The sequence below is a fragment of the Verrucosispora sp. ts21 genome, from assembly GCF_002879555.1.
Classification (GTDB): domain Bacteria; phylum Actinomycetota; class Actinomycetes; order Mycobacteriales; family Micromonosporaceae; genus Micromonospora; species Micromonospora gifhornensis.
Map to the genome: position 1 here is coordinate 1 of NZ_PNOZ01000068.1, position 20,178 is coordinate 20,178.

At 70.3% G+C, this 20,178-nt stretch carries 19 protein-coding genes, 2 tRNA genes and 1 pseudogene; 11 read left to right on the forward strand and 11 right to left on the reverse strand.

Features of this window, described 5'->3' with window-relative positions:
* The 3 genes from C1A38_RS23900 to C1A38_RS23910 form a co-directional block, all read left to right on the forward strand.
* Nucleotides 1-295 (forward strand): RICIN domain-containing protein (locus C1A38_RS23900; protein WP_146017619.1); only part of this gene is annotated, 295 nt, incomplete at its 5' end.
* A gap of 80 nt (nucleotides 296-375) precedes the next feature.
* The gene (locus C1A38_RS23905; RefSeq protein ID WP_102659977.1) at nucleotides 376-2,493 is read left to right on the forward strand and encodes a ThuA domain-containing protein; all 2,118 of its coding nucleotides are present in this window, start codon (nucleotides 376-378) and stop codon (nucleotides 2,491-2,493) included.
* 273 nt (nucleotides 2,494-2,766) lie between these two features.
* On the forward strand, nucleotides 2,767-3,774 hold the full coding sequence (locus C1A38_RS23910) for a sugar phosphate isomerase/epimerase family protein (protein ID WP_102659978.1): 1,008 nt from the start codon (nucleotides 2,767-2,769) through the stop codon (nucleotides 3,772-3,774).
* Between the two features lie 100 nt (nucleotides 3,775-3,874).
* On the opposite strand, the gene C1A38_RS23915 is transcribed toward C1A38_RS23910, so the two are convergent.
* From C1A38_RS23915 to C1A38_RS23920, 3 genes are all read right to left on the reverse strand, one after another.
* On the reverse strand, nucleotides 3,875-5,053 hold the full coding sequence (locus C1A38_RS23915; RefSeq protein ID WP_102659979.1) for an ROK family transcriptional regulator: 1,179 nt from the start codon (nucleotides 5,051-5,053) through the stop codon (nucleotides 3,875-3,877).
* A 101-nt stretch (nucleotides 5,054-5,154) separates the two neighbouring features.
* Nucleotides 5,155-5,286 (reverse strand): hypothetical protein, encoded by a 132-nt coding sequence (locus C1A38_RS32240; protein ID WP_286047549.1) that lies wholly within the window; start codon nucleotides 5,284-5,286, stop codon nucleotides 5,155-5,157.
* Nucleotides 5,287-5,560: 274 nt separating this feature from the next.
* Entirely contained in the window at nucleotides 5,561-5,947 is a 387-nt protein-coding gene (locus C1A38_RS23920) for a hypothetical protein (RefSeq protein WP_102659980.1), read from the reverse strand.
* A gap of 274 nt (nucleotides 5,948-6,221) precedes the next feature.
* Here C1A38_RS23920 and C1A38_RS23925 point away from each other — a divergent pair.
* Nucleotides 6,222-6,294: transfer RNA gene (locus C1A38_RS23925), tRNA-Asn, on the forward strand.
* A gap of 260 nt (nucleotides 6,295-6,554) precedes the next feature.
* Nucleotides 6,555-6,628, forward strand: a tRNA-Ile gene (locus tag C1A38_RS23930).
* A gap of 159 nt (nucleotides 6,629-6,787) precedes the next feature.
* Here C1A38_RS23930 and C1A38_RS32000 read toward each other — a convergent pair.
* Together C1A38_RS32000 and C1A38_RS23940 are read right to left on the reverse strand one after the other, a co-directional pair.
* Nucleotides 6,788-6,913 (reverse strand): annotated as a pseudogene (locus C1A38_RS32000) (PIN domain nuclease); the annotation flags it as partial.
* A 2-nt stretch (nucleotides 6,914-6,915) separates the two neighbouring features.
* Nucleotides 6,916-7,170, reverse strand: a complete 255-nt coding sequence (locus C1A38_RS23940) for a type II toxin-antitoxin system Phd/YefM family antitoxin (protein ID WP_102659982.1) — start codon at nucleotides 7,168-7,170, stop codon at nucleotides 6,916-6,918.
* Nucleotides 7,171-7,449: 279 nt separating this feature from the next.
* On the opposite strand from C1A38_RS23940, the gene C1A38_RS23945 reads away from it, so the two are divergent.
* Both C1A38_RS23945 and C1A38_RS23950 read left to right on the forward strand, forming a co-directional pair.
* Nucleotides 7,450-7,866 (forward strand): hypothetical protein, encoded by a 417-nt coding sequence (locus C1A38_RS23945; RefSeq protein WP_146017620.1) that lies wholly within the window; start codon nucleotides 7,450-7,452, stop codon nucleotides 7,864-7,866.
* Nucleotides 7,867-8,058: 192 nt separating this feature from the next.
* A complete protein-coding gene (locus tag C1A38_RS23950; RefSeq protein ID WP_146017621.1) occupies nucleotides 8,059-8,343 on the forward strand; it encodes a hypothetical protein in 285 nt (94 codons plus the stop codon).
* 58 nt (nucleotides 8,344-8,401) lie between these two features.
* Here C1A38_RS23950 and C1A38_RS23955 read toward each other — a convergent pair whose 3' ends face one another.
* The gene (locus C1A38_RS23955; protein ID WP_102659985.1) at nucleotides 8,402-11,041 is read right to left on the reverse strand and encodes an ATP-binding protein; all 2,640 of its coding nucleotides are present in this window, start codon (nucleotides 11,039-11,041) and stop codon (nucleotides 8,402-8,404) included.
* Between the two features lie 156 nt (nucleotides 11,042-11,197).
* Between C1A38_RS23955 and C1A38_RS23960 the strand changes: the two genes are divergently transcribed.
* A complete protein-coding gene (locus tag C1A38_RS23960; protein WP_102659986.1) occupies nucleotides 11,198-12,220 on the forward strand; it encodes a zinc metalloprotease in 1,023 nt (340 codons plus the stop codon).
* Nucleotides 12,221-12,239: 19 nt separating this feature from the next.
* Here the strand turns inward: C1A38_RS23960 and C1A38_RS23965 are convergent, their stop codons facing one another.
* Both C1A38_RS23965 and C1A38_RS23970 read right to left on the reverse strand, forming a co-directional pair.
* Nucleotides 12,240-12,443, reverse strand: a complete 204-nt coding sequence (locus tag C1A38_RS23965; RefSeq protein WP_233196992.1) for an SDR family oxidoreductase — start codon at nucleotides 12,441-12,443, stop codon at nucleotides 12,240-12,242.
* 46 nt (nucleotides 12,444-12,489) lie between these two features.
* Nucleotides 12,490-13,329 (reverse strand): alpha/beta fold hydrolase, encoded by an 840-nt coding sequence (locus C1A38_RS23970; RefSeq protein WP_102659987.1) that lies wholly within the window; start codon nucleotides 13,327-13,329, stop codon nucleotides 12,490-12,492.
* A gap of 89 nt (nucleotides 13,330-13,418) precedes the next feature.
* On the opposite strand from C1A38_RS23970, the gene C1A38_RS23975 reads away from it, so the two are divergent.
* Genes C1A38_RS23975 through C1A38_RS23985 form a run of 3 tightly spaced genes read left to right on the forward strand, consistent with a single transcriptional unit; the run spans nucleotide 13,419 to nucleotide 15,781 of the window.
* Nucleotides 13,419-14,216, forward strand: a complete 798-nt coding sequence (locus C1A38_RS23975) for an ABC transporter ATP-binding protein (RefSeq protein WP_199180313.1) — start codon at nucleotides 13,419-13,421, stop codon at nucleotides 14,214-14,216.
* Nucleotides 14,213-14,974 (forward strand): ABC transporter permease, encoded by a 762-nt coding sequence (locus tag C1A38_RS23980; RefSeq protein ID WP_102659989.1) that lies wholly within the window; start codon nucleotides 14,213-14,215, stop codon nucleotides 14,972-14,974. Before C1A38_RS23975 ends, C1A38_RS23980 begins: the two co-directional genes overlap by 4 nt.
* Before the next feature lie 30 nt (nucleotides 14,975-15,004).
* On the forward strand, nucleotides 15,005-15,781 hold the full coding sequence (locus C1A38_RS23985; RefSeq protein WP_102659990.1) for a MerR family transcriptional regulator: 777 nt from the start codon (nucleotides 15,005-15,007) through the stop codon (nucleotides 15,779-15,781).
* 2 nt (nucleotides 15,782-15,783) lie between these two features.
* Here C1A38_RS23985 and C1A38_RS23990 read toward each other — a convergent pair whose 3' ends face one another.
* From C1A38_RS23990 to C1A38_RS24000, 3 genes are all read right to left on the reverse strand, one after another.
* Entirely contained in the window at nucleotides 15,784-16,368 is a 585-nt protein-coding gene (locus C1A38_RS23990; RefSeq protein ID WP_146017622.1) for a hypothetical protein, read from the reverse strand.
* Between the two features lie 14 nt (nucleotides 16,369-16,382).
* The gene (locus tag C1A38_RS23995; RefSeq protein ID WP_102659992.1) at nucleotides 16,383-18,506 is read right to left on the reverse strand and encodes a DUF4153 domain-containing protein; all 2,124 of its coding nucleotides are present in this window, start codon (nucleotides 18,504-18,506) and stop codon (nucleotides 16,383-16,385) included.
* 127 nt (nucleotides 18,507-18,633) lie between these two features.
* Nucleotides 18,634-19,314, reverse strand: coding sequence for a dihydrofolate reductase family protein (locus C1A38_RS24000; protein ID WP_102659993.1), 681 nt, complete (start codon nucleotides 19,312-19,314; stop codon nucleotides 18,634-18,636).
* Nucleotides 19,315-20,178 lie beyond the last annotated feature (864 nt).

Consider the following 20,178-nt stretch of genomic DNA (forward strand, 5'->3'; position numbering starts at 1 on the left):
CACCTGCAACGGCAGTGCGGCGCAGACCTGGACGGTGACGCCGAACTCGACGATCCGGGCGTTGGGCAAGTGCCTGGACGTCAACGCCGCCGCCTCGGCGGACGGCACGAAGATCCAGCTGTGGACGTGCAACGGCGGCGTCGCCCAGGTCTGGTCGGCGCAGTCGAACGGCACGTTGCGTAATCCGAACTCCGGTAAGTGCCTGGACGTGTCGAACAACAGTTCGGCCGACGGCCAGGCGGTGCACCTGTGGACCTGCCACACCAACGCCAACCAGCGCTGGATCCTTCCGTAGCTGAAAGGAAGGGCCCCTTGTTAACGCCTAGCGTTGTACAAGGGGCCCCTCCTAACACGACGACCGTTTGGGAGAGCGACATGCGCAGACTGCTCCGCCCCGTTCTCGGCGTGGCCACCGCGGCCCTCGCCGTGATCGCCTGCACCGCCCCGGCCACCCCGGCCAGCGCCGCCGACACCCCGTACGACGTGCTGGTCTTCTCCAAGACCGCCGGCTTCCGCCACGACTCCATCGCGGTGGGCACCCAGACCATCCGCGACCTGGGCGCGGCCAACAGCTTCACGGTCACCGCCACCGAGGACGCCGGTGTCTTCACCACCGGCAATCTCGCCCAGTACGAGGCAGTGGTCTTCCTCAACACCACAGGCGACGTGCTCAACGCCAGCCAGCAGACCGCCTTCGAGTCGTACATCGGTTCCGGTGGCGGCTACGTGGGTGTGCACGCCGCCGCCGACACCGAGTACGGCTGGTCCTTCTACGGCAACCTGGTCGGGGCGTACTTCCGCTCCCACCCGGCCATCGCGCAGGCCACCGTCCGGGTGGAGAACCGCGCCCACGCGGCCACCGCCCACCTGCCGCAGACCTGGACCCGCACCGACGAGTGGTACGACTTCCAGGCCAACCCCCGCCCGGGCGCCCGCATCCTGGCCAACCTCGACGAGTCGTCGTACTCCGGCGGGGTGATGGGGGCCGACCACCCGATCGCCTGGTGCAAGACGTACGCCGGAGGTCGGTCCTTCTACACCGGGGCCGGGCACACCCAGGCGTCGTACTCCGAGCCGGCCTTCCGGGCGCACCTGCTCGGCGGCATCCGGTACGCGGCCGGCCGCACCAAGGCCGACTGCCGGGCCGAGACCGGCTACACCACGCTCTACAACGGCTCGACCACCGGCTGGTCGCAGGCCGGCCCGGGCAGCTTCACCAACTCCGACGCCACCCTCAGCTCCACCGGCGGGATGGGCCTGTACTGGTACAGCGCGAAGCAGTTCACCAACTACTCGCTCAAGCTGGACTGGCGGATCGCCGGAGACGACAACTCGGGGGTGTTCATCGGCTTCCCGCCGTCGAGCGACCCGAACTCGGCCATCAACAACGGCTACGAGGTGCAGATCGACCCCACCGACACCGCCGACCGCACCACCGGAGCGGTGTACGGCTTCAAGTCCGCCGACCTCGCCGCCCGCGACGCCGCGCTGAACCCGGCGGGGGAGTGGAACACCTACGAACTGCTTGTGGAGGGGGAGCGCCTGCAGGTGTTCCTCAACGGGGTGAAGATCAACGACTTCACCAACACCGACCCGGTCCGCTCGCTCGCCGGCCACATCGGCATCCAGAATCACGGTACGGGCGACGACGTCTCGTTCCGCAACATCCGGATCAAGGAACTGGGCGGCACGAACCCGCCGCCGGGCAGCAACACGACGGTGCAGGCCGAGGCGTACAGCTCGGCCAACGGGGTGACCGTGGTCGGCAAGACCGGTGCCAACGGCGGCCAGGTGCTGGGCTACATCGATCCGGGTGACTGGGCGGCGTACAACAACCTGGACCTGACCGGCGTCACCTCGTTGCGGGCCCGGATCGCCTCCGCCGGCCCCGGCGGAACCATCCAGGTGCGTACCGGCTCGACCACCGGCGCCGTGCTCGGGTCGGTGTCGGCGCCGAACACCGGCAACTGGAACACCTTCGTCGACGTCAGCGCCCCGCTGTCGAACGTCCCGTCCGGCACCCGCAACGTCTACCTGACCTTCACCGGTTCGGGTGGCAGCCTGTTCGACGTCGACGACTTCACCCTGGTCCGGGGCGGCGGCAGCACCGGCGGCACCGGCCCGATCACCGGGCTGGGCGGCAAGTGCCTCGACGTGCGCAACGGTTCGTCGGCGGACGGTACGCAGATCCAGATCCTCACCTGCAACGGCAGTGCGGCGCAGACCTGGACGGTGACGCCGAACTCGACGATCCGGGCGTTGGGCAAGTGCCTGGACGTCAACGGCGGTGCCTCCGCGGACGGCACCAAGATCCAGCTGTGGACGTGCAACGGCGGCGGCGCGCAGAACTGGTCGGCGCAGTCGAACGGCACCCTGCGCAACCCGCAGACGGGCAAGTGCCTGGACGTGTCGAACAACAGCTCCGCCGACGGTCAGGCGGTGCACCTGTGGACCTGCCACACCAACGCCAACCAGCGCTGGATTCTCCCGTAACGAGGTAAGGAAGGGCCCCTTGTTAACGCCTGGCGTGGTACAAGGGGCCCCTCTTAACACCGGCAAACGGCAGGGCCTTTTGCGGCGCGGGTGACGGGCCTAGAGTGAAGGCGGCGACCGCGAGGTGGCCGGTGAGCCGACGGGAGGCGCAACCCGTCGGCCCCAGGCGTGAACACGCCCACCGGCACACCGTCGAGGCCGCCGTCTCCGGCATCCCTCGCCCCGGTCCCGCAGTCACGGAATCCCCAACACCACGACAGGGGAAAAGGACAGATGGCGCGACCGATCACGCTGTTCACCGGCCAGTGGGCCGACCTTCCGTTCGACGAGGTGTGCCGGCTCGCCGCCGAGTGGGGCTACGACGGCCTGGAACTGGCCTGCTGGGGCGACCACTTCGAGGTCGACAAGGCCCTCGCGGACGACTCGTACATCGAGCGCAAGCGCGAGACGCTGGCCAAGCACAACCTCCAGGTCTTCACGATCTCCAACCACCTGGTCGGCCAGGCGGTCTGCGACCACCCGATCGACGAGCGGCACCAGGGCATCCTGCCCGCCCGGATCTGGGGCGACGGCGAGCCCGAAGGCGTACGCCAGCGGGCCGCCGAGGAAATCAAGGACACCGCCCGCGCGGCGGCCAAGCTCGGCGTCAACACCGTCGTCGGCTTCACCGGCTCGTCGATCTGGCACACCCTGGCGATGTTCCCGCCGGTGCCGCCGTCGATGATCGAGCGCGGCTACCAGGACTTCGCCGACCGGTGGAACCCGATCCTCGACGTCTTCGACGAGGTCGGGGTGCGATTCGCCCACGAGGTGCACCCGAGCGAGATCGCCTACGACTACTACACCACCAAGCGGACCCTGGAGGCGATCGACCACCGGCCCGCCTTCGGCCTGAACTGGGACCCGTCGCACTTCGTCTGGCAGGAGCTGGACCCGGTCAACTTCATCTTCGACTTCGCCGACCGGATCTACCACGTCGACTGCAAGGACGCGAAGGTGCGTACCGGTGACGGCCGGCGCGGCCGGCTCTCCTCGCACCTGCCCTGGGCCGACCTGCGGCGCGGCTGGGACTTCGTCTCCACCGGTCACGGCGACGTGCCGTGGGAGGACTGCTTCCGGGCGCTCAACGCGATCGGCTACGACGGGCCGATCTCGATCGAGTGGGAGGACGCCGGCATGGACCGCCTGGTCGGTGCCCCCGAGGCGCTGCAGTTCGTGCGCCGGCTCGCCTTCGACGCCCCCTCCGCCGCCTTCGACGCGGCGTTCAGCAGCAAGGACTGAGACAACCCGTGGGGCCCGGCGACCACCGGGCCCCGCGGGGCGTACCCCGATGGGGGCGCGAGTTCCGGGGCGGCGCCACCGGGAACCCGCGCTGCGGCCGTCAGCCGGAGGTGAAGACGTAATCGCTGGCCAGGCGGGCCGCGCCCACCAGGGCGGCCCGGTCGGCCAGGTCGGAGAGGACCACCGGCATCGTCCCGGTGGCCAGCGGCGCGGACCGGCGGTAGACCACGCCGCGGATCTCGGAGAGCAGGATGTGCCCGAGCCCGTCCGGTGCCCCGCCGATCACCACGATGCCCGGGTTGAAGAAGCTGACCAGGCCGACGAGTACCCGCCCCACCCGGCGGGCCGCGTCGCGGACCAGCGCCTGGGCGGCGGGATCACCGGCGGTCGCCGCCGAGGCGATGTCCGGCACGGTGAGCGTGCCCGTCTCGGCCAGCCGGGCCGCCAGCAACTCCGACCGGCCACCGCGGGCAGCCGCCGACGCCGCCCGGATCAGCCCCGCGTCACCGCAGTACGCCTCCAGGCAGCCGAACTCGCCGCAGGCGCAGACCGGCCCGTCCTCACCGAGCGGCAGGTGGGCGATGTCACCGGCGCTGCTCGTAGCCCCCCGGTAGAGCGAACCACTGAGCACCAGGCCGCAGCCGATCGCGGTGCCGAGCTTCAGGTAGAGGAAGTCGTCGAAGGTACGGCCGATGCCGGCGTGCTGCTCACCGAGGGCGAGCACGTTCGCGTCGTTGTCGACGAGCGCCGGACAGCCCAACTCGGTGGCGAACGCGTCCCGGACCGGGAACCGCTGCCAGCCGGGCAGCACGGCCGGCGCGACCGAGGTGCCGCCGTCGACCGGCCCGGGCAGCGCGATGCCGACCCCGGTGAGTTCGGCGACGCCGAGTTCGGCGCGAAGCTTGTCGACCAGTTCGACGGCGCGGGCGATCACCGGTTCCGGCCCGCCCCGAACGTCCGCCGGTTCACCGGTCTCGGCCAGCACGTTGAGCTCACCGTCGGTCAGCGCCACGTTGATCCGGTCGGCCGCCACGACGACGCTGGCGAAACGCACCCGGCCGGCGAGGCGCAGCAACGACGACCGGCGTCCGCCCCGGGAGGCGGCCTGCCCGGCGGTCTCGACCAGCCCGCGGGCGACGAGCCGATCCAACTCGGTGGTGAGCGTCGAGCGGGACAACCCGAGGATGTCACCCAACTCCACCCGGGAGCGGGGGCCGTCGTCGCGCAACAGCCGGACCAGCCTCGCCTGCTGCGGATTCTCTGGGCGGACGAGCGTCATCCCCAACACCTCCCGTCCCAAAGTCTTCCATGGAGGTGTTTCCAGCCTGTAGCGAGGCAGGGCCGCATCCGTCACCGGATGCGGCCCCGGGTGGGAAGTCGTCACCGCGAGCGGTGCCGGCACAGGTTGAACTGCACCCAGTTGAGGCTGCCGAAGCCGCTGGCCGGGCCGCCGGCAACGGTGGTGAACACGTACTGGATGCCGTTGTTTGTCGATGTCACCTCGCCGGTCACCGGCGCGGCTTGCGCTGGCGTGCTCTGCGGGTGTCGGTCGCGACGAGTGTCGCGCCGACGAGGGTGAGGAGACTCAGATAGGTGAGGGCCCTGCGGCCCAACGGTCTGTGCATCGAACCTCGCTCTGATCGGTCAGCTCCGTCCCGGCACACGCGGTGCCACTTTTGTCCAATAAAGGCGGAAGTTACCGCGAGGCTGGACACTTTGCCTGAGGTGCACACACAACAGCCGGGCCCGACCGCCACACTGGCGACAGGGCCCGGCTGAAGGGTTGCTACAGGTTCGTGCCGTTGGTGCCGGACGGCTTGCTGCGGGCCGTGGTCGACGTCGTCGATCCGGCGGTCGACCCCGACGAGCTGGGGCCGGGCTTGGCGCCGGCCGTGGCCGGCGTGCCGGCGAAGGCGTCGTCGGCAGCGGTGGGCCCGTGCTTGCCGTTCTGGTGCAGCTTCTCGCCCAGCTTGGAGTGGCCGAGCTTGTCCTTGCCCTCGTGGTAGAGCCGGCTGGCCTGGGCCTGGGCGACCCCGGCCGCCTCCTGGACGGTCGGGTGGTCGAGCACCTTGCGGCCCTGGACCATCAACTCCTCGTACTTCTCACGGCCGGCACGGGCGCCCAGGACGAACCCTGCAGCCAGCCCGCCAAGGAACATGATCTTTCCGCGCATGGCGGCTCCTCTCGTACCTGACGCGCCGTCGACCCACCCCCGATCCCGAGGGCGGGGCCGACCAGTTCGCGCCTGCGTCCTGTCGTCGGCAGCTAACTACCCATCCTGCTCTCTGCTCATACCTCCTTGTGCCCCGATGGCGATTTGTCCCACACAATCCGATCGGCCGGTCCGATGATCAGGAGGGTAACCCCCTGGACCAAGACCCCCCGGAGTCCTGTACTCTTGTGCCCGGCGCACGGCGCGGAGAGATCCGCACCGGGCGGCTGTGCAGTCCCCCGTAGCTCAATTGGCAGAGCAGCCGGCTGTTAACCGGCAGGTTTTTGGTTCGAGTCCAAACGGGGGAGCTTGCTTCTCCAGCACGACATGCCCACCGGCTACCCGGTGGGCATTCGCCTTTTCCGGGCCGCCGAGATGTCTGTACCCCGTCGCTACCAGGGCGCCAGCTGCATCGACGGTGCTGGTGTGGCCCGTGGGCGGGGCGGGATCAGTTTTCCCGGCTGCCCGCTGTATTCTCGCGTTGCCCATCGTGCTGCTGAGGCGGAGGGCGACGCCGGTATGAGCGGCCGGTGATCGACAGGGGCGGGATCACTCCGGCCCCAGTGCCGGGGCGGTAGCTCAGCCGGTTAGAGCAGGGGACTCATAATCCCTCGGTCGCGGGTTCGAGTCCCGCCCGCCCCACCGCAACGGATACCTGAACGGAGGGGTCCAACCCGCGGAGCTGCAGGCCGTAACCTGTGTCAGGGCTGAGCAGCCGTCGCCGCTCGGATTGGGAGGGGCGGCCAGTCGGTGAGTTGACACTGGCCCTCTCGCGCCATCAGGCGCGGACCACCTGTGCGATCACACCGTGAGGACGTCCACGTCGTACAGCGCAATCGACGCGTCGCGGGAAGCGAGGGTCAGCCCCTCGGTGATCGCCTGTGCCACCAGCATGCGGTCGAAGGGATCGCGGTGATGCGATGGCAGGTTCATGCGCCGATGCCGAAGTCGTCGGCGATCTCGGCGTTGGTCTGTGGTGAGTCCCAGTCACCGGAGAGGTCCAGTTGGCCGGCGAGGGAGCCGACAGCGGTGCGGTTGGCCCGCCGGACCAGGGGTACGACCTTCGCCACCGGGGTGCCCGCCCGGTCGATGATGATCTCCTCGCCGCGTTCCACCCGTTCGATGATGCGCGACAGATGGGTCTTGGCGTCATGCATGTTGTAGTGCACAGCCTCAGCCGACATGGCGCACCCCCTTGCTTAGCTAAGGGATTAGTTTAGCCTGCTTGGCCGCACGTGCCAGCGACCTTGGTCAAGTCCTGGCCCCCCGAGCGGACCGCCATGGCGTCGCCCCGGCATCCACCCGAGATATCCCACTCCGCACCACCTGGACCTCCACTTGGGCGGCCGGCAGGTCGGCTCGCGCCCGGGCGGCGAAGAACGCCGGGTAGGCGCTGTGTCTACCGCTCCTGACGCCGTTGGCGGGAGGGGCTGGAGCGCACCGGGGCCAACCAGGTGTGGCTGGTGCGGCCGGCATCGACCGACCTGGTGGACCGGGTGAACGGTGTCTACCATGTGCCGATGATCGAGCAAGGTCAGCGACGTGTTCCTGTGCCGGTTGCCGCCGCCTCGGGGATTCTGCTTGTGGCGGCCGTGCTCGCGGTGACGATGCTGTTTTCGGGTGGTCCGTCCGTGGCCACCGGGTTGATCGGGGTAGTTCTTCTGCCGGCGTTGGCGTACGGCCTGTGGCGTGGTAGCGGGCGGGCCCGGTTTTGGACAACAGTCTTCGCGACCGCCAGCGTGGTGTTCGGTGTCGTCGCGATCACCAGGACGGATGTGTTAGGGCTGCTGCAGATGTTGGGTGCGTCGGCTCTCGTTGGCCTGTTGTTGGTGCCCGCGTCGTCCCGGCGGTGGTTTGACGGCTTGCCGGCGAAGGAGTAGCGCCAGCGGACGGCCGTGTTGTTGTTCCGTGCGTGCCGTCGCTGACGTGCCGGATGCGGTCCGGGCGGCGTCGGCGGACCAGTTGCGTCGAATTCTGCCGTCCACTTCTGTCCCGATCCGTCAAGCGCCTCTGGGCGCGGCCGATCCTGTTGGTCACGGCACCTTGCGGGATCACGGAGGAGGCGATCATCGATGCAACCGTGGACGAATGCGCAGCAGTCCGCCCAGCAGTCTGCGAGCGCGGCACACGACGCGCACCGGTCAGCCATGCAGCATGGCAACGACGCCGCGCAGCGCGCCGCGGAACAGTTTCGCGCCGCGCATCAGATGGGCCAGACGTATCACCAGCGCCACCCGCAGCCGACGAGGTCGGGGGGCTTCCTGGCCGGGGTCGTCAAGTTCGTGATCTTCCTGGTGTGGCTGGCGGTCGTAGCCGCCATGCTGCCGGCCGCGTGGGAACTGCTGCGTAACCGATAGTCGAGCCGGATCGTCAGGGGCAGGGGAGACGACGTTAGCGTCTGGCAGGGCCTACCGCTCATCCCGGTCGTCGGTGCTCCGGTACGCCGGTGGCTGGTGGCTGCGGTGCGGGGTCAATGCCCGGTCGCAGTTCGGCGAGCGCCTCCCGCGCTCTGGCCTGTGCGTGCCGGTCACCGGACTCGCTGCTGAGCACGAGTGCCAGGCGATAGTGGGTGGCGGCCTCGGCCGGCCGTCCGGCCCGACGGACCGCGTGACCGAGGTCGAGCAGCGCGCGAACCTGCGTCTCGTGTTCGCCGAGATCCTGACAGAGGGCGACCGCGTTCACCAGATGGTCCACTGACTCTTCGTGCTGACCCAGCTCGCCGAGGACCACACCGAGCCCGCGTAGCGCGTCGGCCTGCCCCACCCGGTATCCGAGGTGCCGACCGAGCCCCAGCGCTGCCTCGTAGCGGTGCCGTGCAACGGCCAGCTCACCGTCCTGCACGTCCAGGTCGGCCAGATTGATGAGTGCGACCGCCTCGCCGGTCCGGTTGCCGACCTCACGGGCGATGCCCAGCGCCGTGACGTAGTGTTCCCGGGCCTGTGCCGGTCGGTCGAGCCGCTGCGCGACCAGACCGAGGTTGTTGTGGGTGCGGCCCTCACCGGTGCGGTCGCCGATGCGCCGGAAGATGTCCAGCGCACGCTCGTGCTGCGCGCGGGCGGCGGCGTACTCCCCGAGCTGGAACTTGGCGATTCCCAGGCCGTACGCGGCGGCGGCCTCCCCACCGTGGTCATCGTGCTCGCGGAAGTGCGCCAGGGCCTGCTCGATGCAGGTCACCGCCGTGCCGTAGCGCCCCAGCCGCCAGTACGCCAGACCCAGCTGGTGCAGCGTGATGCCCAGGCCGCTCCGGTCGTCGATCTCGCGTTGGATGGCCAGCGCCCGCTCACCGTGTGCGACCGCATCCCGGTAGTTGCCGAGCCGGCGGTGCACGGTGCACAGACGGGCGTAGGCCCGCCCCTCGGCCCGCGGATCGGCGTCGACGTGGGCGGCGGCCCGGGCCAACTCGTGCAGCACCACGGCGTCGTGGTAGTGAGCGCGGGCGTCCAGGTACGGCGCGAGGGCCGCCGACAGCGCGCAGCTGAACCGACCGCCTCCGTCAGTTGCGGTGCGGGCCAGTGCCAGCAGGTTGGTCCGCTCGACGTCCAGCCAGGTCAGGGCCGCGGCGGCGGTCTCGAACCCGATCGGTGGGGTGGGCGCATCGGTGTGCTCGTCCGGTGGCGCCGTGCCGGGAAACGCCGTGCGCATGGCTGCCCACGTCGTGGCCAGGTAGTAACTGCGCAGTCGGTCCGATGCTGCTCTGCGGACGCCGTCGTCCAGTTGGCTGGCCCGCTCGGCGGCGTACGCGTGCAGCAGATCGTGCATGCCGTAGCGGTCACCGCCGGGCTGGTCGAGCAGGTGGGCGCGCAGCAGCGCGTCGATCAGGCTTCGGGCGGTGACGGGGTCGACGTCGGTGAGCGCCTCGACCGCGCGGCGGTCCAGACCGGCACCTGGATGCAGGCCGAGCAGGGTGAAGGCGTGCGCGGCGGGCTTGCTCAGGTGGCGCAGCGACCAGGAGAAGACGCCGCGTACGGCGGTGTGGTCGTCATCCCCGGCGGCGAGCAGGTCGAGCCGTCGGGGTTCGTCGTCGAGCTCCTGGGCGAGCTCGGTGAGAGAGGTCCAGGGCCGGGCCACGGCCAGTTCGGCCGCGATCCGGAGGGCCAACGGTAGCCGGGCGCACCGGCTGGCAAGGGTTTCGGCTGCCGCCGGCTCTGTGGTCACCCGATCGCCGATCAGCGTGCCCAGCAACGCGTGTGCCTCGCCGGGTGCGAGCAGGTCGAGGTTGATGCGCGTGGCGCCGTGCCGGGCGACCAGGGCCGGCATGGTGTCGCGGCTGGTCACCACGACGACGCAGGACGGTGCGCCGGGTAGCAGGTCACGGACCTGTTCCACCGAGTGGGCGTTGTCCAGCAGGACGATCATCCGCCGGCCGGCCAGCAGCGTGCGGTAACGGGCGGCCCGTTCGGGCAGCCCGTGGGGGATGTCCGGGCCGGCCACTCCCAGCACGCGCAGAAAGGACTCCAGTGCCTCCGTGGCCCGTACCGGCTGCTCGGGATCGTAGCCGCGCAGGTTGACGTACAGCTGACCGTCGGGGAAGTGGTCGGCGACCCGATGTGCCCAGTGCACCCCGAGCGCGGTCTTGCCGACCCCTGCGGTGCCACAGATGGCGACCAGGGTGAGGGCCGGTGCGGCACCGGTCCGGGCGAGTAGGACGTCCAGCTCTGCCAGTTGCCTGTCACGGCCGGTGAAGGCGACCACGTCGGCCGGGAGTTCGCGGGGTGGCACGGGTGGGGGAGCCGGCTGCGGCGGGCGCGGTGGGGGCGCGGCGGTGGGTGGCGGCAGGCCCGTCTCGGGACTGTCTGATGGTCGACTCGCGGCCAGCCAGAGGCGGTGAAATTCGCCGGTGTCGCCGCCGAGCGTTTCCACGACCAGCTCCAGCAGACCCCAGCGCGGTGTCCGCGGTTCCGAGAAGGCGGCGGAGATGGTGGTGTGGCTGCAACCGACCTCTCTGGCCATCTCGCGCAGGCTGGGCCACCCTGCGCGGTGATGCAGCTCGTGCAGGTGGTCGAAGAGGATCCGGACGGGGCCGTCGGGCAGATCCGGTCGGGGCAGCTCCGCCAACGCCTACCTCCGGCCAGGAGCTCGCTTTGACTCATAGGTTCCTCAGCACCGGACGCGGTGTAAAGCGGCTGTCCGGTTGGTCGACGCTGTCCAACTTCGTCAACCTGCTGTCCAGGGCGCAGACACTTGCCGTACTCACGGTGAGAGGAGAGCCCGATGTATGGCCAGGAGAACGACATCGAGCCGGTTCTCGACGTTCTGCCCGACTCGGTGGTGGCGACCATGGAGGTACGCGACCGGTGGTTCGCCGCGGCGGCGGCAGCACCCGAGGGGCGTGCCTATTTTCTCGGCGATCTGGTGCGCTGGCCGGTCGGTGAGCGCATCCGGGTGGCCTTCCTCGGCGGCGACACTGCGCTGCACCGCGACATCGAGATCGCGACCCGTCAGATCACCGACACCTGCAACATCAGCTTCGACTTCGGGTTCGCCCCGGAGACCGGCCGATACCGCAGCTGGTCCAGATCGGATGCCGATTACCGGGCGGACATCCGGGTCTCCTTCGACCAACGCGGATTCAACTCACTGCTGGGCCGAGATGCGATCACCGCCACCATCGGCATGCCCGACGAACCGATGGGTGGTCGCCCCCACCAGGGCTCACTGAACCTGGGCGGTTTCCCGGTGCAGCGGCCCGCCAACTGGATGGGGGTGGTCCGGCACGAGTTCCTGCACGCGGTCGCCTTCCGGCACGAGCACCAGCATCCCCTCAGTGGCTGCGAGCTGCAGTTCCGCTGGGAGGACGATCCGGGCTACCTGCCGACCACCGACCAGTCGGGCCGCTACCTCCCGGACTCCGAGGGGCGGTATCCGGGTGTCTACACGATGCTGGCCGGCTACCCGAACCGCTGGCCACGCGATCGGGTCGACCACAACCTGCGCCCCCGACCCGCCGAAGGTGCCCTGATCGGCACGTTCGACCAGGCATCGATCATGCTCTACCGGTTTCCGGCGGTCTACTACCGCACGAACCCGAACCCCTGCGCCGCCACCGGCAACGGCATCGACCTGTCGGACGGGGACGTCGAGGCGCTGCGCCGCGCGTACCCCTTCGATGCCGGTGCGGCCGGCGTGCAGAACGAGCGTCGTACCGGCGTGGTGGAGGTCCTCTCCGCGGTCAAGGAGCTACCCGACGAGCTGCGCTCGGCGCTCGGCAACCTCGCCCGCCGCCCCGGTGCCTGATCGCCGACATCCGAGGCTGTCAGGGCAGAATCGCGTCGACGTAACCGCCGTCGACCCGCACGGCGGCCCCCGTGGTCGCCGACGCCAGTGGGGAGGCCAGGTAGACCACCATGTTCGCGATCTCCGCCGGCTCGATGAAGCGCTGTAGCAGCGACTGTGGACGATGCTGGCGTTGACCAGGATGTCGACCCGGGCAGCGTGTCGAGTACCGCGACGAAATCACGTCGGTGGCAGTGGATGCGCCGCGGGCGCACGCTGGAACTGATCGGTCAGCGCAGGAACGCTGTCAGCGTCTGTCGAAACCACTGCGGATCGTCGTGCCAGGGCTGGTGTCCGCCGGCCGGCAGCACGGCCACCTCAGCCTGTGGAAACAGGCCGGCGTACGCGGCCGCGCAGCTCGGGGGGAGTGCGACGTCGTATTCGCCGGCGACGAGCAGCACCGGTGCCCGGAGGCGGGCGAGGTCCGCTCTGGTGGCATGCGGGTCGAGTGCCCCGGCCGAGTAGTAGATGCCGGCCGCCTCCGCGTTCTTCTGACCCGCCTCTCGGTCGAGCCGAGCCCGGAGGTCGGCATCCCATCGTCCGTGCATGAAGGGCTCGATCGCCTGCCAGTCGACCGCGGTGGCATCGCCCGACCAGATCCGCTCGAAGGCGGCGAAGGCGGCAGGGAACCAGGGTTCCCCGTGGCGCAGTTCCGCGACCCGGCGACGGTCGGCGTCGGTGACCTCCAGGTCGACCACGCGCGGGCTGGGAGTGACAAGCACGAGACGGCCGACCCGGTCGGGGTGGCGGGCGGCGTACCGCACGGCGAGAGCGCCGCCGGCCGAGTGCCCCAACAGGTCGATCCGCTCCTGGCCGAGATGTGCGCGGAGCGCTTCGACGTCCTCGACGAGTCGGTCGAGGCGATAGGTCGCCGGGTCCGCCGGGATGGCCGAATCACCGGTCCCGCGCAGGTCGAGGCGTACGAGCAGGCGATGGGCCGACATCCCGCCCAGGTCACCGAGGTAGGCCGAGGACTGCATCGGGCCGCCGGGAAGGCAGATCAGCGGGGCACCGTCGCCAACCTGGTGGTAGGCGAGGCGGGTGCCGTCAGCGCCGTCGAAGAAGAGCATGCAGGGACCGTACGTGCCGAAAGCCTTTGTCAGGGGGCAGCGGACGGGGCTTGACCCTGACGCAGCGTCAACCCTCCATGCTGCCGGTCATGAGCATTCCACAAACAGCCGGTCAGGCCGAAGCGCCGGCGATCCGGGTACGAAATCTGGAGAAGTCGTTCAAGCAGTTGCCGGTGCTGCGCGGCGTGGATCTCGACGTGGCGCGGGGCAGCATCCTCGCCCTGCTCGGCTCGAACGGGGCAGGTAAGACCACCCTGGTGAAGATCCTGGCCACGCTGCTGCGGGCCGACGCGGGGACCGCCCAGGTCAACGGCTTCGACGTCGCCGGGCAGGCCGGCCAGGTACGCGAGTCGATCAGTCTCACGGGGCAGTTCGCGGCCGTCGACGAGATCCTCACCGGGCGGGAGAACCTGGTTCTGGTCGCCCGACTCCGGCATCTCGCGGATCCGGGCGCGATCGCCGACGACCTGCTGCGGCGCTTCTCGCTGACCGAGGCGGCCAACCGGCGGGTGGCGACGTACTCCGGTGGCATGCGCCGCCGCCTGGACATCGCGATGAGTCTCATCGGCAGCCCGCCGGTGATCTTCCTCGACGAGCCGACCACCGGGCTGGACCCGCAGGCGCGCATCGAGGTGTGGCAGGCCGTCAGGGAACTCGCCGGAGGCGGTACGACAGTGCTGCTCACCACCCAGCATCTCGACGAGGCGGAGCAACTCGCCGACCGGATCGCGATCCTCCACCAGGGTCGGATCATCGTCGACGGGACCCCCGACGAGCTCAAGCGGCTGCTCCCCGCACCCGAGGTCGAGTACGTCGAGAAGCAGCCCAGCCTGGAAGACGTCTTCCTCGCCCTCGTCGGCACCGAAACGGAGAAGGCAGACCGATGAACAAGCATCTTCTCGGCGACACCGCGGTCCTGCTGGGCCGTTCACTGCGCCACATCGCCCGCAGCCCGGACACCATCATCACCACCGCGATCATGCCGATCGCCTTCCTGCTGCTGTTCGTCTACGTCTTCGGCGGCGCGATCGAGACCGGGTCCGGGTCGTACGTGAACTACCTGCTGCCCGGCATCCTGGTCATCACGATCGCCTCCGGCATCTCCTACACCGCCTTCCGGCTCTTCCTGGACATGCAGGGCGGCATCGTCGAACGGTTCCAGTCCATGCCGATCGCCCGCTCCTCCGTACTGTGGGCGCACGTCCTGACCTCGCTGGTCGCCAATCTGATCTCGCTGGCGGTGGTCGTCGGCGTCGCCCTGCTGGTGGGCTTCCGCACCGGTGCGGGGGTGCTGGGATGGCTCGCGGTCGCCGGCATCCTGGTGCTGCTCACCCTGGCGTTGACCTGGCTCGCCGTGCTTCCCGGCCTCACCGCGAAGTCCGTGGACGGCGCGAGCGGATTCGCGTACCCACTGGTGTTCCTGCCCTTCGTCAGCTCGGCCTTCGTGCCCACCGAGTCGATGCCCGGCCCGGTCCGCGCCTTCGCCGAGCATCAGCCGGTGACCGCGATCGTCGACGCGATCCGGGACCTGTTCGCCGGGCAGCCGGTCGGTGCCGACATCTGGATCGCTCTCGCCTGGTGTGTCGGCATCCTCGTCGTCGCCTACGTCCTCGCGGTCGTCACCTACCGTCGCCAGGTCGCCTGAGTCGGCGGCGACAGGGGGCAGGATCAGAGCATGCTGACGATCGGTCAACTGGCGGCGTACGCCGGTGTCACCGTGCGCGCGGTGCGGCACTATCACCAGGTCGGGCTGCTGCCCGAGCCGGACCGGGACGCCTCCGGTTACCGGCGCTACAGCGCCAGGGCGGTCGTGTCCCTCGTGAAGATCCGTACGCTGGCAAACGCCGGTGTGCCGCTGGCCCGCATCGGTGAGTTGCTCGACGCCGACCCGTCGGCCTTCGCCGACGCGGTCCGGACCATCGACGAGCGGCTGCGCGACCAGATCGCGCGGCTGGAGGCCAGCCGCAGACAGATCGCGCAACTGGTCGGTGGGGACCGGCTGACGCTCCCGCCGGAGGTCACCGCCTACCTTGATCGGCTCCGTGAGATCGGGGTGTCGGAGCGGGTGGTGGAGGGTGAACGGGACGGCTGGATCCTGGTCGCCGCCCGCTGGCCCGAGCGGATAGCCGAGTTCATGCCCGGCAAGCTCGCGCAGCTCGACGATCCGCAGGTCGTCCGGCTCTACCGGGTGCTGTCGGAGATCTTCGACGACGAGCCGGGTGCCACCGACGACCCACGACTGGCGGAAGTCGCCGACATCATGGTGGGCCTGGCCGAGCAGGCGTACCGCGCCGGCGAGATCCTCCGCGACGAGGCGTCCGACGAGTTGCCACAGGACCTCGTCGACGTGCTCGCCGTGGAGTCCGATCCGAGGGTGCAGCGGCTACGGGACCTGCTGCGCGAGCGCGGCTGGGCCGGGTGGAACCGGATGGAGCCGCTGGCAGGGCGCTGACCTCAGCTGTCGCAGGCAACGCCGATGCCGAGGCGTACCTGTGACGTCCGCCCCTGCGAGCGGATCGTCAGTGGCAGGCAGGTCGGCTGCGCGACCCACGTGCCGCCGACGAAGGCCAGCCACCGGGCCTGGTCGTCGTCGGGGGCACAGGCCTGCACCTGAACGCTCACCGCTAGTACCACCGGGCGGCCCCAGCCGACCCGGGCCCGGTCTTCCCAGCCGGGCCCGACCCGCAGGTCGACCACGGCACCGACGCGTACGACAAGTCCCCATTTGGCGAACAGCCGGGCCGCCGGATCCGGTTTCTCCGACTCCTGGGCTTCGATCACCTCCCGGTCCGGCACCGCGACGTCCGCACCCACGATGCGGTAACCATCAGGTGGTTCCCGCAGCGCCTCAACAGCGGCGGAACACGACACCACCGCGTCGCCGGCCTGGCCCGACCCGGTGGTGTCGGGGTCGGCCAGGGACGTGGCAGGCACCGGCGGACGCGGTTCTTCCTGGCCGGCATCATCGGTCGAACAGGCGGCCGAGGTGACGAGCAGGCAGCCGGCGAGCGACCACGACAGGATTCGGCTGGTCCGCACCCGTGTCACCTCCATCAACGGCGGGTCTTCGGCAGGTCGAACTGGTCGGCGCGGCGGCAGTCACGCTGGTTGCCGATCGCCTCGGGCCCCAGCCGGTCGAGCACCTCCCGGGCCCGGTCCCGGCCCCGGTTCCAGGCGTACCACGGGTCCGGTTCGGCCAGGTCGTCGGCGATCCAGCTGAGCGTGCAGCGGCGTACCGGATCGGGCAGGGCGGCCAGGGCGGGCGTGGCGTCGGCGGAGAGGGCGCGCAGGTACCAGGCGTCGATGCGGCCGGTCTCCTGGTACCGGGCGACGTTGCGCCGGGCCGCGTAGTCCTCGGGGTTGAGCACCGCCAGGCCGAGCAGCAGCACCACCGCGAGAGCCGTGGCCAGCCGGGGGATCCAACCGCCGCGCCAACGTACGCCGGCCACCAGGATCATCAGGAAGACCGCGCCGAGCAGCAGCTCGAAGGCCATCACGAAGATCCGTTCGCCGGTGAAGCTGTAGACCTTCTGGTACGTGTACATCCGCGACAGCGCGGACACCACGATGACCACGGTCAGGGCGCTGAGCAGGCCGAGCAGGACCCGCAGCAGCACCCGGTCGAGGTGCCGGTCCCGGCGGGCGAAACGGGTCACCCCGCCGAGCACCGCCAGGGTCAGCACGGTCACCACGACCAGCTGCCAGAAGCCGCTGCGGGCGTACTCGGCGTAGCTCAGGCCGGTGGTCCGCAGCACGTGCCGCTGCCCGCCGAAGAGCACGGTGAACTGCACCGCCACGAAGCCGCCGAACAGGGCGGTCAGCGCGGCGATCGGTGGTGCCCATTCCAGCAGGCCGACGCGCCGCTCGGTGGGCCGGTCGACCCCGGACAGATCCGGCGGCGCGGCGAGCGTGTAGACGGCGGCCACCGCGATCAGGCCGCCCACGGCCGCCAGGAACAGCCACCGGAACACGCCACTGACACTGATCTCGGGCAGCAGCGCGCCGAGGACCTGCGAGAACGCGGCGTCGGCGGAGGAGAGCAGGGGGCCGAACACCACGAGGACGACAACGGTGGCGACCACCGAGCCGACCACCCGGCGTACGCTGCCGGGGCTGCCGGGCGCGCGCAGGTGTCGGCGTACCCAGGGCAGCCCGCGCAGCCCGGCGATCGGTGCGGCCACCAGGCTGAACAGGATCGACCGCACCCGTTGCCCACCGACGATGGCCAGGGCGGCGCAGCCCAGTGCGCCAAGCACGCAGAAGGTCACCAGCCACCAGGCGTTGCGGAAGGCCAGCACGGCGAGCAGCGCCAGAGCGGCACCGGCCCAACCGGCCCGGACCCACCGTTCGGTACGGGCAAGCTCGGCGGTGTGTTGCCGTACCGCCACGACGACCGCGACGGTGAGCACCAGCCAACCGAGGAACCAGCCGATGCCGGTGCGCCCCAACGGCACGAAGGCCGCCACCCCCAGCGCGCCGACCAGCACGGCCAGTGGGGTGGCCAGGTGACCGGTCGTGGTCGGGCCGGGCCACACCCGCTGGAAGAAGGTCGGTGGCGGTGGGGTCCGTCGGAAGGCGTACCCGGGGCCGGGCGGCGGATACGAGACCGGAAGCCCACCCGACGTCACCGCCACCGGCCGCCCGCCGCCCGCCGGCTGGCCGGATGGGGACTGGCCGGTGGTGGTGGCGGCCGACGCTGTCGCGGCTGGCGCAGTGTCCGGCGGTGCTTCAGCAGCCGATGCTGCCGTGGACGGTGTGGTGGTGGCCGGTGACGCGCTGGTCGGCGCGGGCGACGCGGTGGGCGTCGGCCCGGCGTCGGCCGGCGTGGTCGTGCTCGGCGTCGTGGGCACCGGGGCGATCGTGCTCGGTGTCCGCTGGGCGGGCATCGCCGCCGCGGCGGGTGGCGCGGCGGCGGTCGTGGCCTCGGCTTCCTGCACCAGCGGTAGGAAGATCGCGTAGCCCCGGGTGCCGGCCGGCACCTGCACCGGGATCGCCCAGGCGGGTTGGTCGGTCGGACCGGGCCACACGATGGACGGCAGCCCCTCGACCGACGGTACGACAAGCAGCCGGGGTGCCGTCCCGGCGGGATCCGCCGGGACGGCGACGGTCGGGGCAGGGGCCTCGCGGGATTCCCCGACGGCATCCGGGGACGGCTCGACCGGTGGCGGCTCGGACACCGCACCTCCTTGGACGACGATTGCCGTCACTCTAGGCGCGGACGCGCATTCTCGACGCCCCGTGTCGCCGAGCAGGCGCCGAGCCGCAAACCAGCCGGACGCGCTACCACGCCGGAGGACTCCGCCCCTAGCTACGGCCCCGGTCGTCGAGGGTGAGGGGAGCACGCCCGCGCACCACGTACCGGATGTGGGTGATCTGCGGTGCCGACACGACGCGGGCCGGGGTCAGCTCGATGGCCTCGAACTCGTCCACGTCCAGGTCGGCGTCGAACAGCCGCATCCCGGTGCCCAGCACCACCGGCGCGATGTGCAGTTCGAACTCGTCGAGCAGACCGGCCCGCAGGACCTGCCGGAACAGGCTGCCGCCCCCGGAAACCGCCACGTCCCTGCCACCGGCGGCGGCCCGGGCCTGCTCCACCGCACTGGCCACGCCGTCGGTGACGTACGTGAAACTGGTGCCGCCCTTGCGCACCACCGTCGGGCGCGGCCGGTGGGTGACCACGAAGACCGGTGCCCGGAACGGCGGCTCGTCGCCCCACGGCACCTCACCGCCGTCGGCCATCCGGCGACCCATCACGTACGCGCCGGCCGCCTCGAACGACTCGGCGAGGATGTCGGAGTTGACGTCCTGCGCGCCACCGGCGAAGCCCTGCCGTTCCCGCCAGGACATCGCCTCGGTGGCCCAGCGTGTCACCCGGAAGAAGCCGTGGCTCTCCGCCGAATGCAGCCAGTCACCGTCGCCGTCGTGCCGAGGGCCGGCGTAGAAGCCGTCAAGCGACACCGACATCTGCGCGGTCACCTTGGTCATTGTGTTCCTCTCGGTCTCGCGGCACCCGCCCTGGGTGCCGCTCGCCGATGGATCGGAGCGGAGCCGACGCCAACTACCGCCCATGGCTGTGATCTGAATCACTGGCAGGTTGCGGGTGAGTCGATTCAGCGCCTCGTTGCGACGCCGTTGTCTGCCTGGAGACAGAGACGTTCGCGCCGCCGGATGGACCGTCATCATTCGGTGGCACATCCACTGCTCGTGACTCTCAAGACGGAGGAACCGATGAGGACGCTGTCCCTACGACGGTCGGCCGCCACACTGGCCGCCGCACTTGTCGCCACGCTCGCTGTTGCCCTGCTGCCCGCCGCGCCGGCGCTCGCACTGCCCTCAGGTGCCGGCTGGTCGGCCTCGTGGAGCTACTACCAACCGAACGCCTACCAGTACTCCGGCACACTGCCCGGGGTACGCCTGACCGGCTACGCCACCGACAACGCCGGCACCTCGGCCACGCTCGGCACCATCGAGGACACCGCGGCGGACGGACGCTGCGCCCGGGTGATGCTCTACGCGTACGGTGTCGGCTACATCGCCGACCGCACCACCTGCGGTAACGGCAGCTACCTGACATACAACACGGTCAGCTACGACCAGGGGTTGTTGGTGATCGTCTACCGGATGATCGACGGAACGAACACCAACGACAAGGGTTTCTACCTGTTCATCCCCGGCTCGGCCACCGATTCGGAGCTGCGCACCGTCGGCACCGGGGCCAGCTGGTCGTACTACACCTCCACGGCGTACCAGTACACGGTCACCCGACCCGGCGTCCGCCTCATCGGATACGGCGTCCACCAGGCGGGGGATCTGCGTTCCTCGCTGAACACGGTGGAGAAGACCGCCGTC

What these genes read in the sequence shown, in the direction of transcription:
- C1A38_RS23940 (WP_102659982.1), bottom strand. Translation starts at nt 7,170, where the DNA reads ATGTCGGCTGAGGCTGTGCACTACAACATGCATGACGCCAAGACCCAT.
- C1A38_RS23980 (WP_102659989.1), top strand. Translation starts at nt 14,213, where the DNA reads ATGAACAAGCATCTTCTCGGCGACACCGCGGTCCTGCTGGGCCGTTCA.
- C1A38_RS23920 (WP_102659980.1), bottom strand. Translation starts at nt 5,947, where the DNA reads ATGCGCGGAAAGATCATGTTCCTTGGCGGGCTGGCTGCAGGGTTCGTC.
- C1A38_RS23915 (WP_102659979.1), bottom strand. Translation starts at nt 5,053, where the DNA reads ATGACGCTCGTCCGCCCAGAGAATCCGCAGCAGGCGAGGCTGGTCCGG.
- C1A38_RS23950 (WP_146017621.1), top strand. Translation starts at nt 8,059, where the DNA reads ATGCAACCGTGGACGAATGCGCAGCAGTCCGCCCAGCAGTCTGCGAGC.
- C1A38_RS23910 (WP_102659978.1), top strand. Translation starts at nt 2,767, where the DNA reads ATGGCGCGACCGATCACGCTGTTCACCGGCCAGTGGGCCGACCTTCCG.
- C1A38_RS23905 (WP_102659977.1), top strand. Translation starts at nt 376, where the DNA reads ATGCGCAGACTGCTCCGCCCCGTTCTCGGCGTGGCCACCGCGGCCCTC.
- C1A38_RS23985 (WP_102659990.1), top strand. Translation starts at nt 15,005, where the DNA reads ATGCTGACGATCGGTCAACTGGCGGCGTACGCCGGTGTCACCGTGCGC.
- C1A38_RS24000 (WP_102659993.1), bottom strand. Translation starts at nt 19,314, where the DNA reads ATGACCAAGGTGACCGCGCAGATGTCGGTGTCGCTTGACGGCTTCTAC.
- C1A38_RS23975 (WP_199180313.1), top strand. Translation starts at nt 13,419, where the DNA reads ATGAGCATTCCACAAACAGCCGGTCAGGCCGAAGCGCCGGCGATCCGG.
- C1A38_RS23960 (WP_102659986.1), top strand. Translation starts at nt 11,198, where the DNA reads ATGTATGGCCAGGAGAACGACATCGAGCCGGTTCTCGACGTTCTGCCC.
- C1A38_RS23970 (WP_102659987.1), bottom strand. Translation starts at nt 13,329, where the DNA reads ATGCTCTTCTTCGACGGCGCTGACGGCACCCGCCTCGCCTACCACCAG.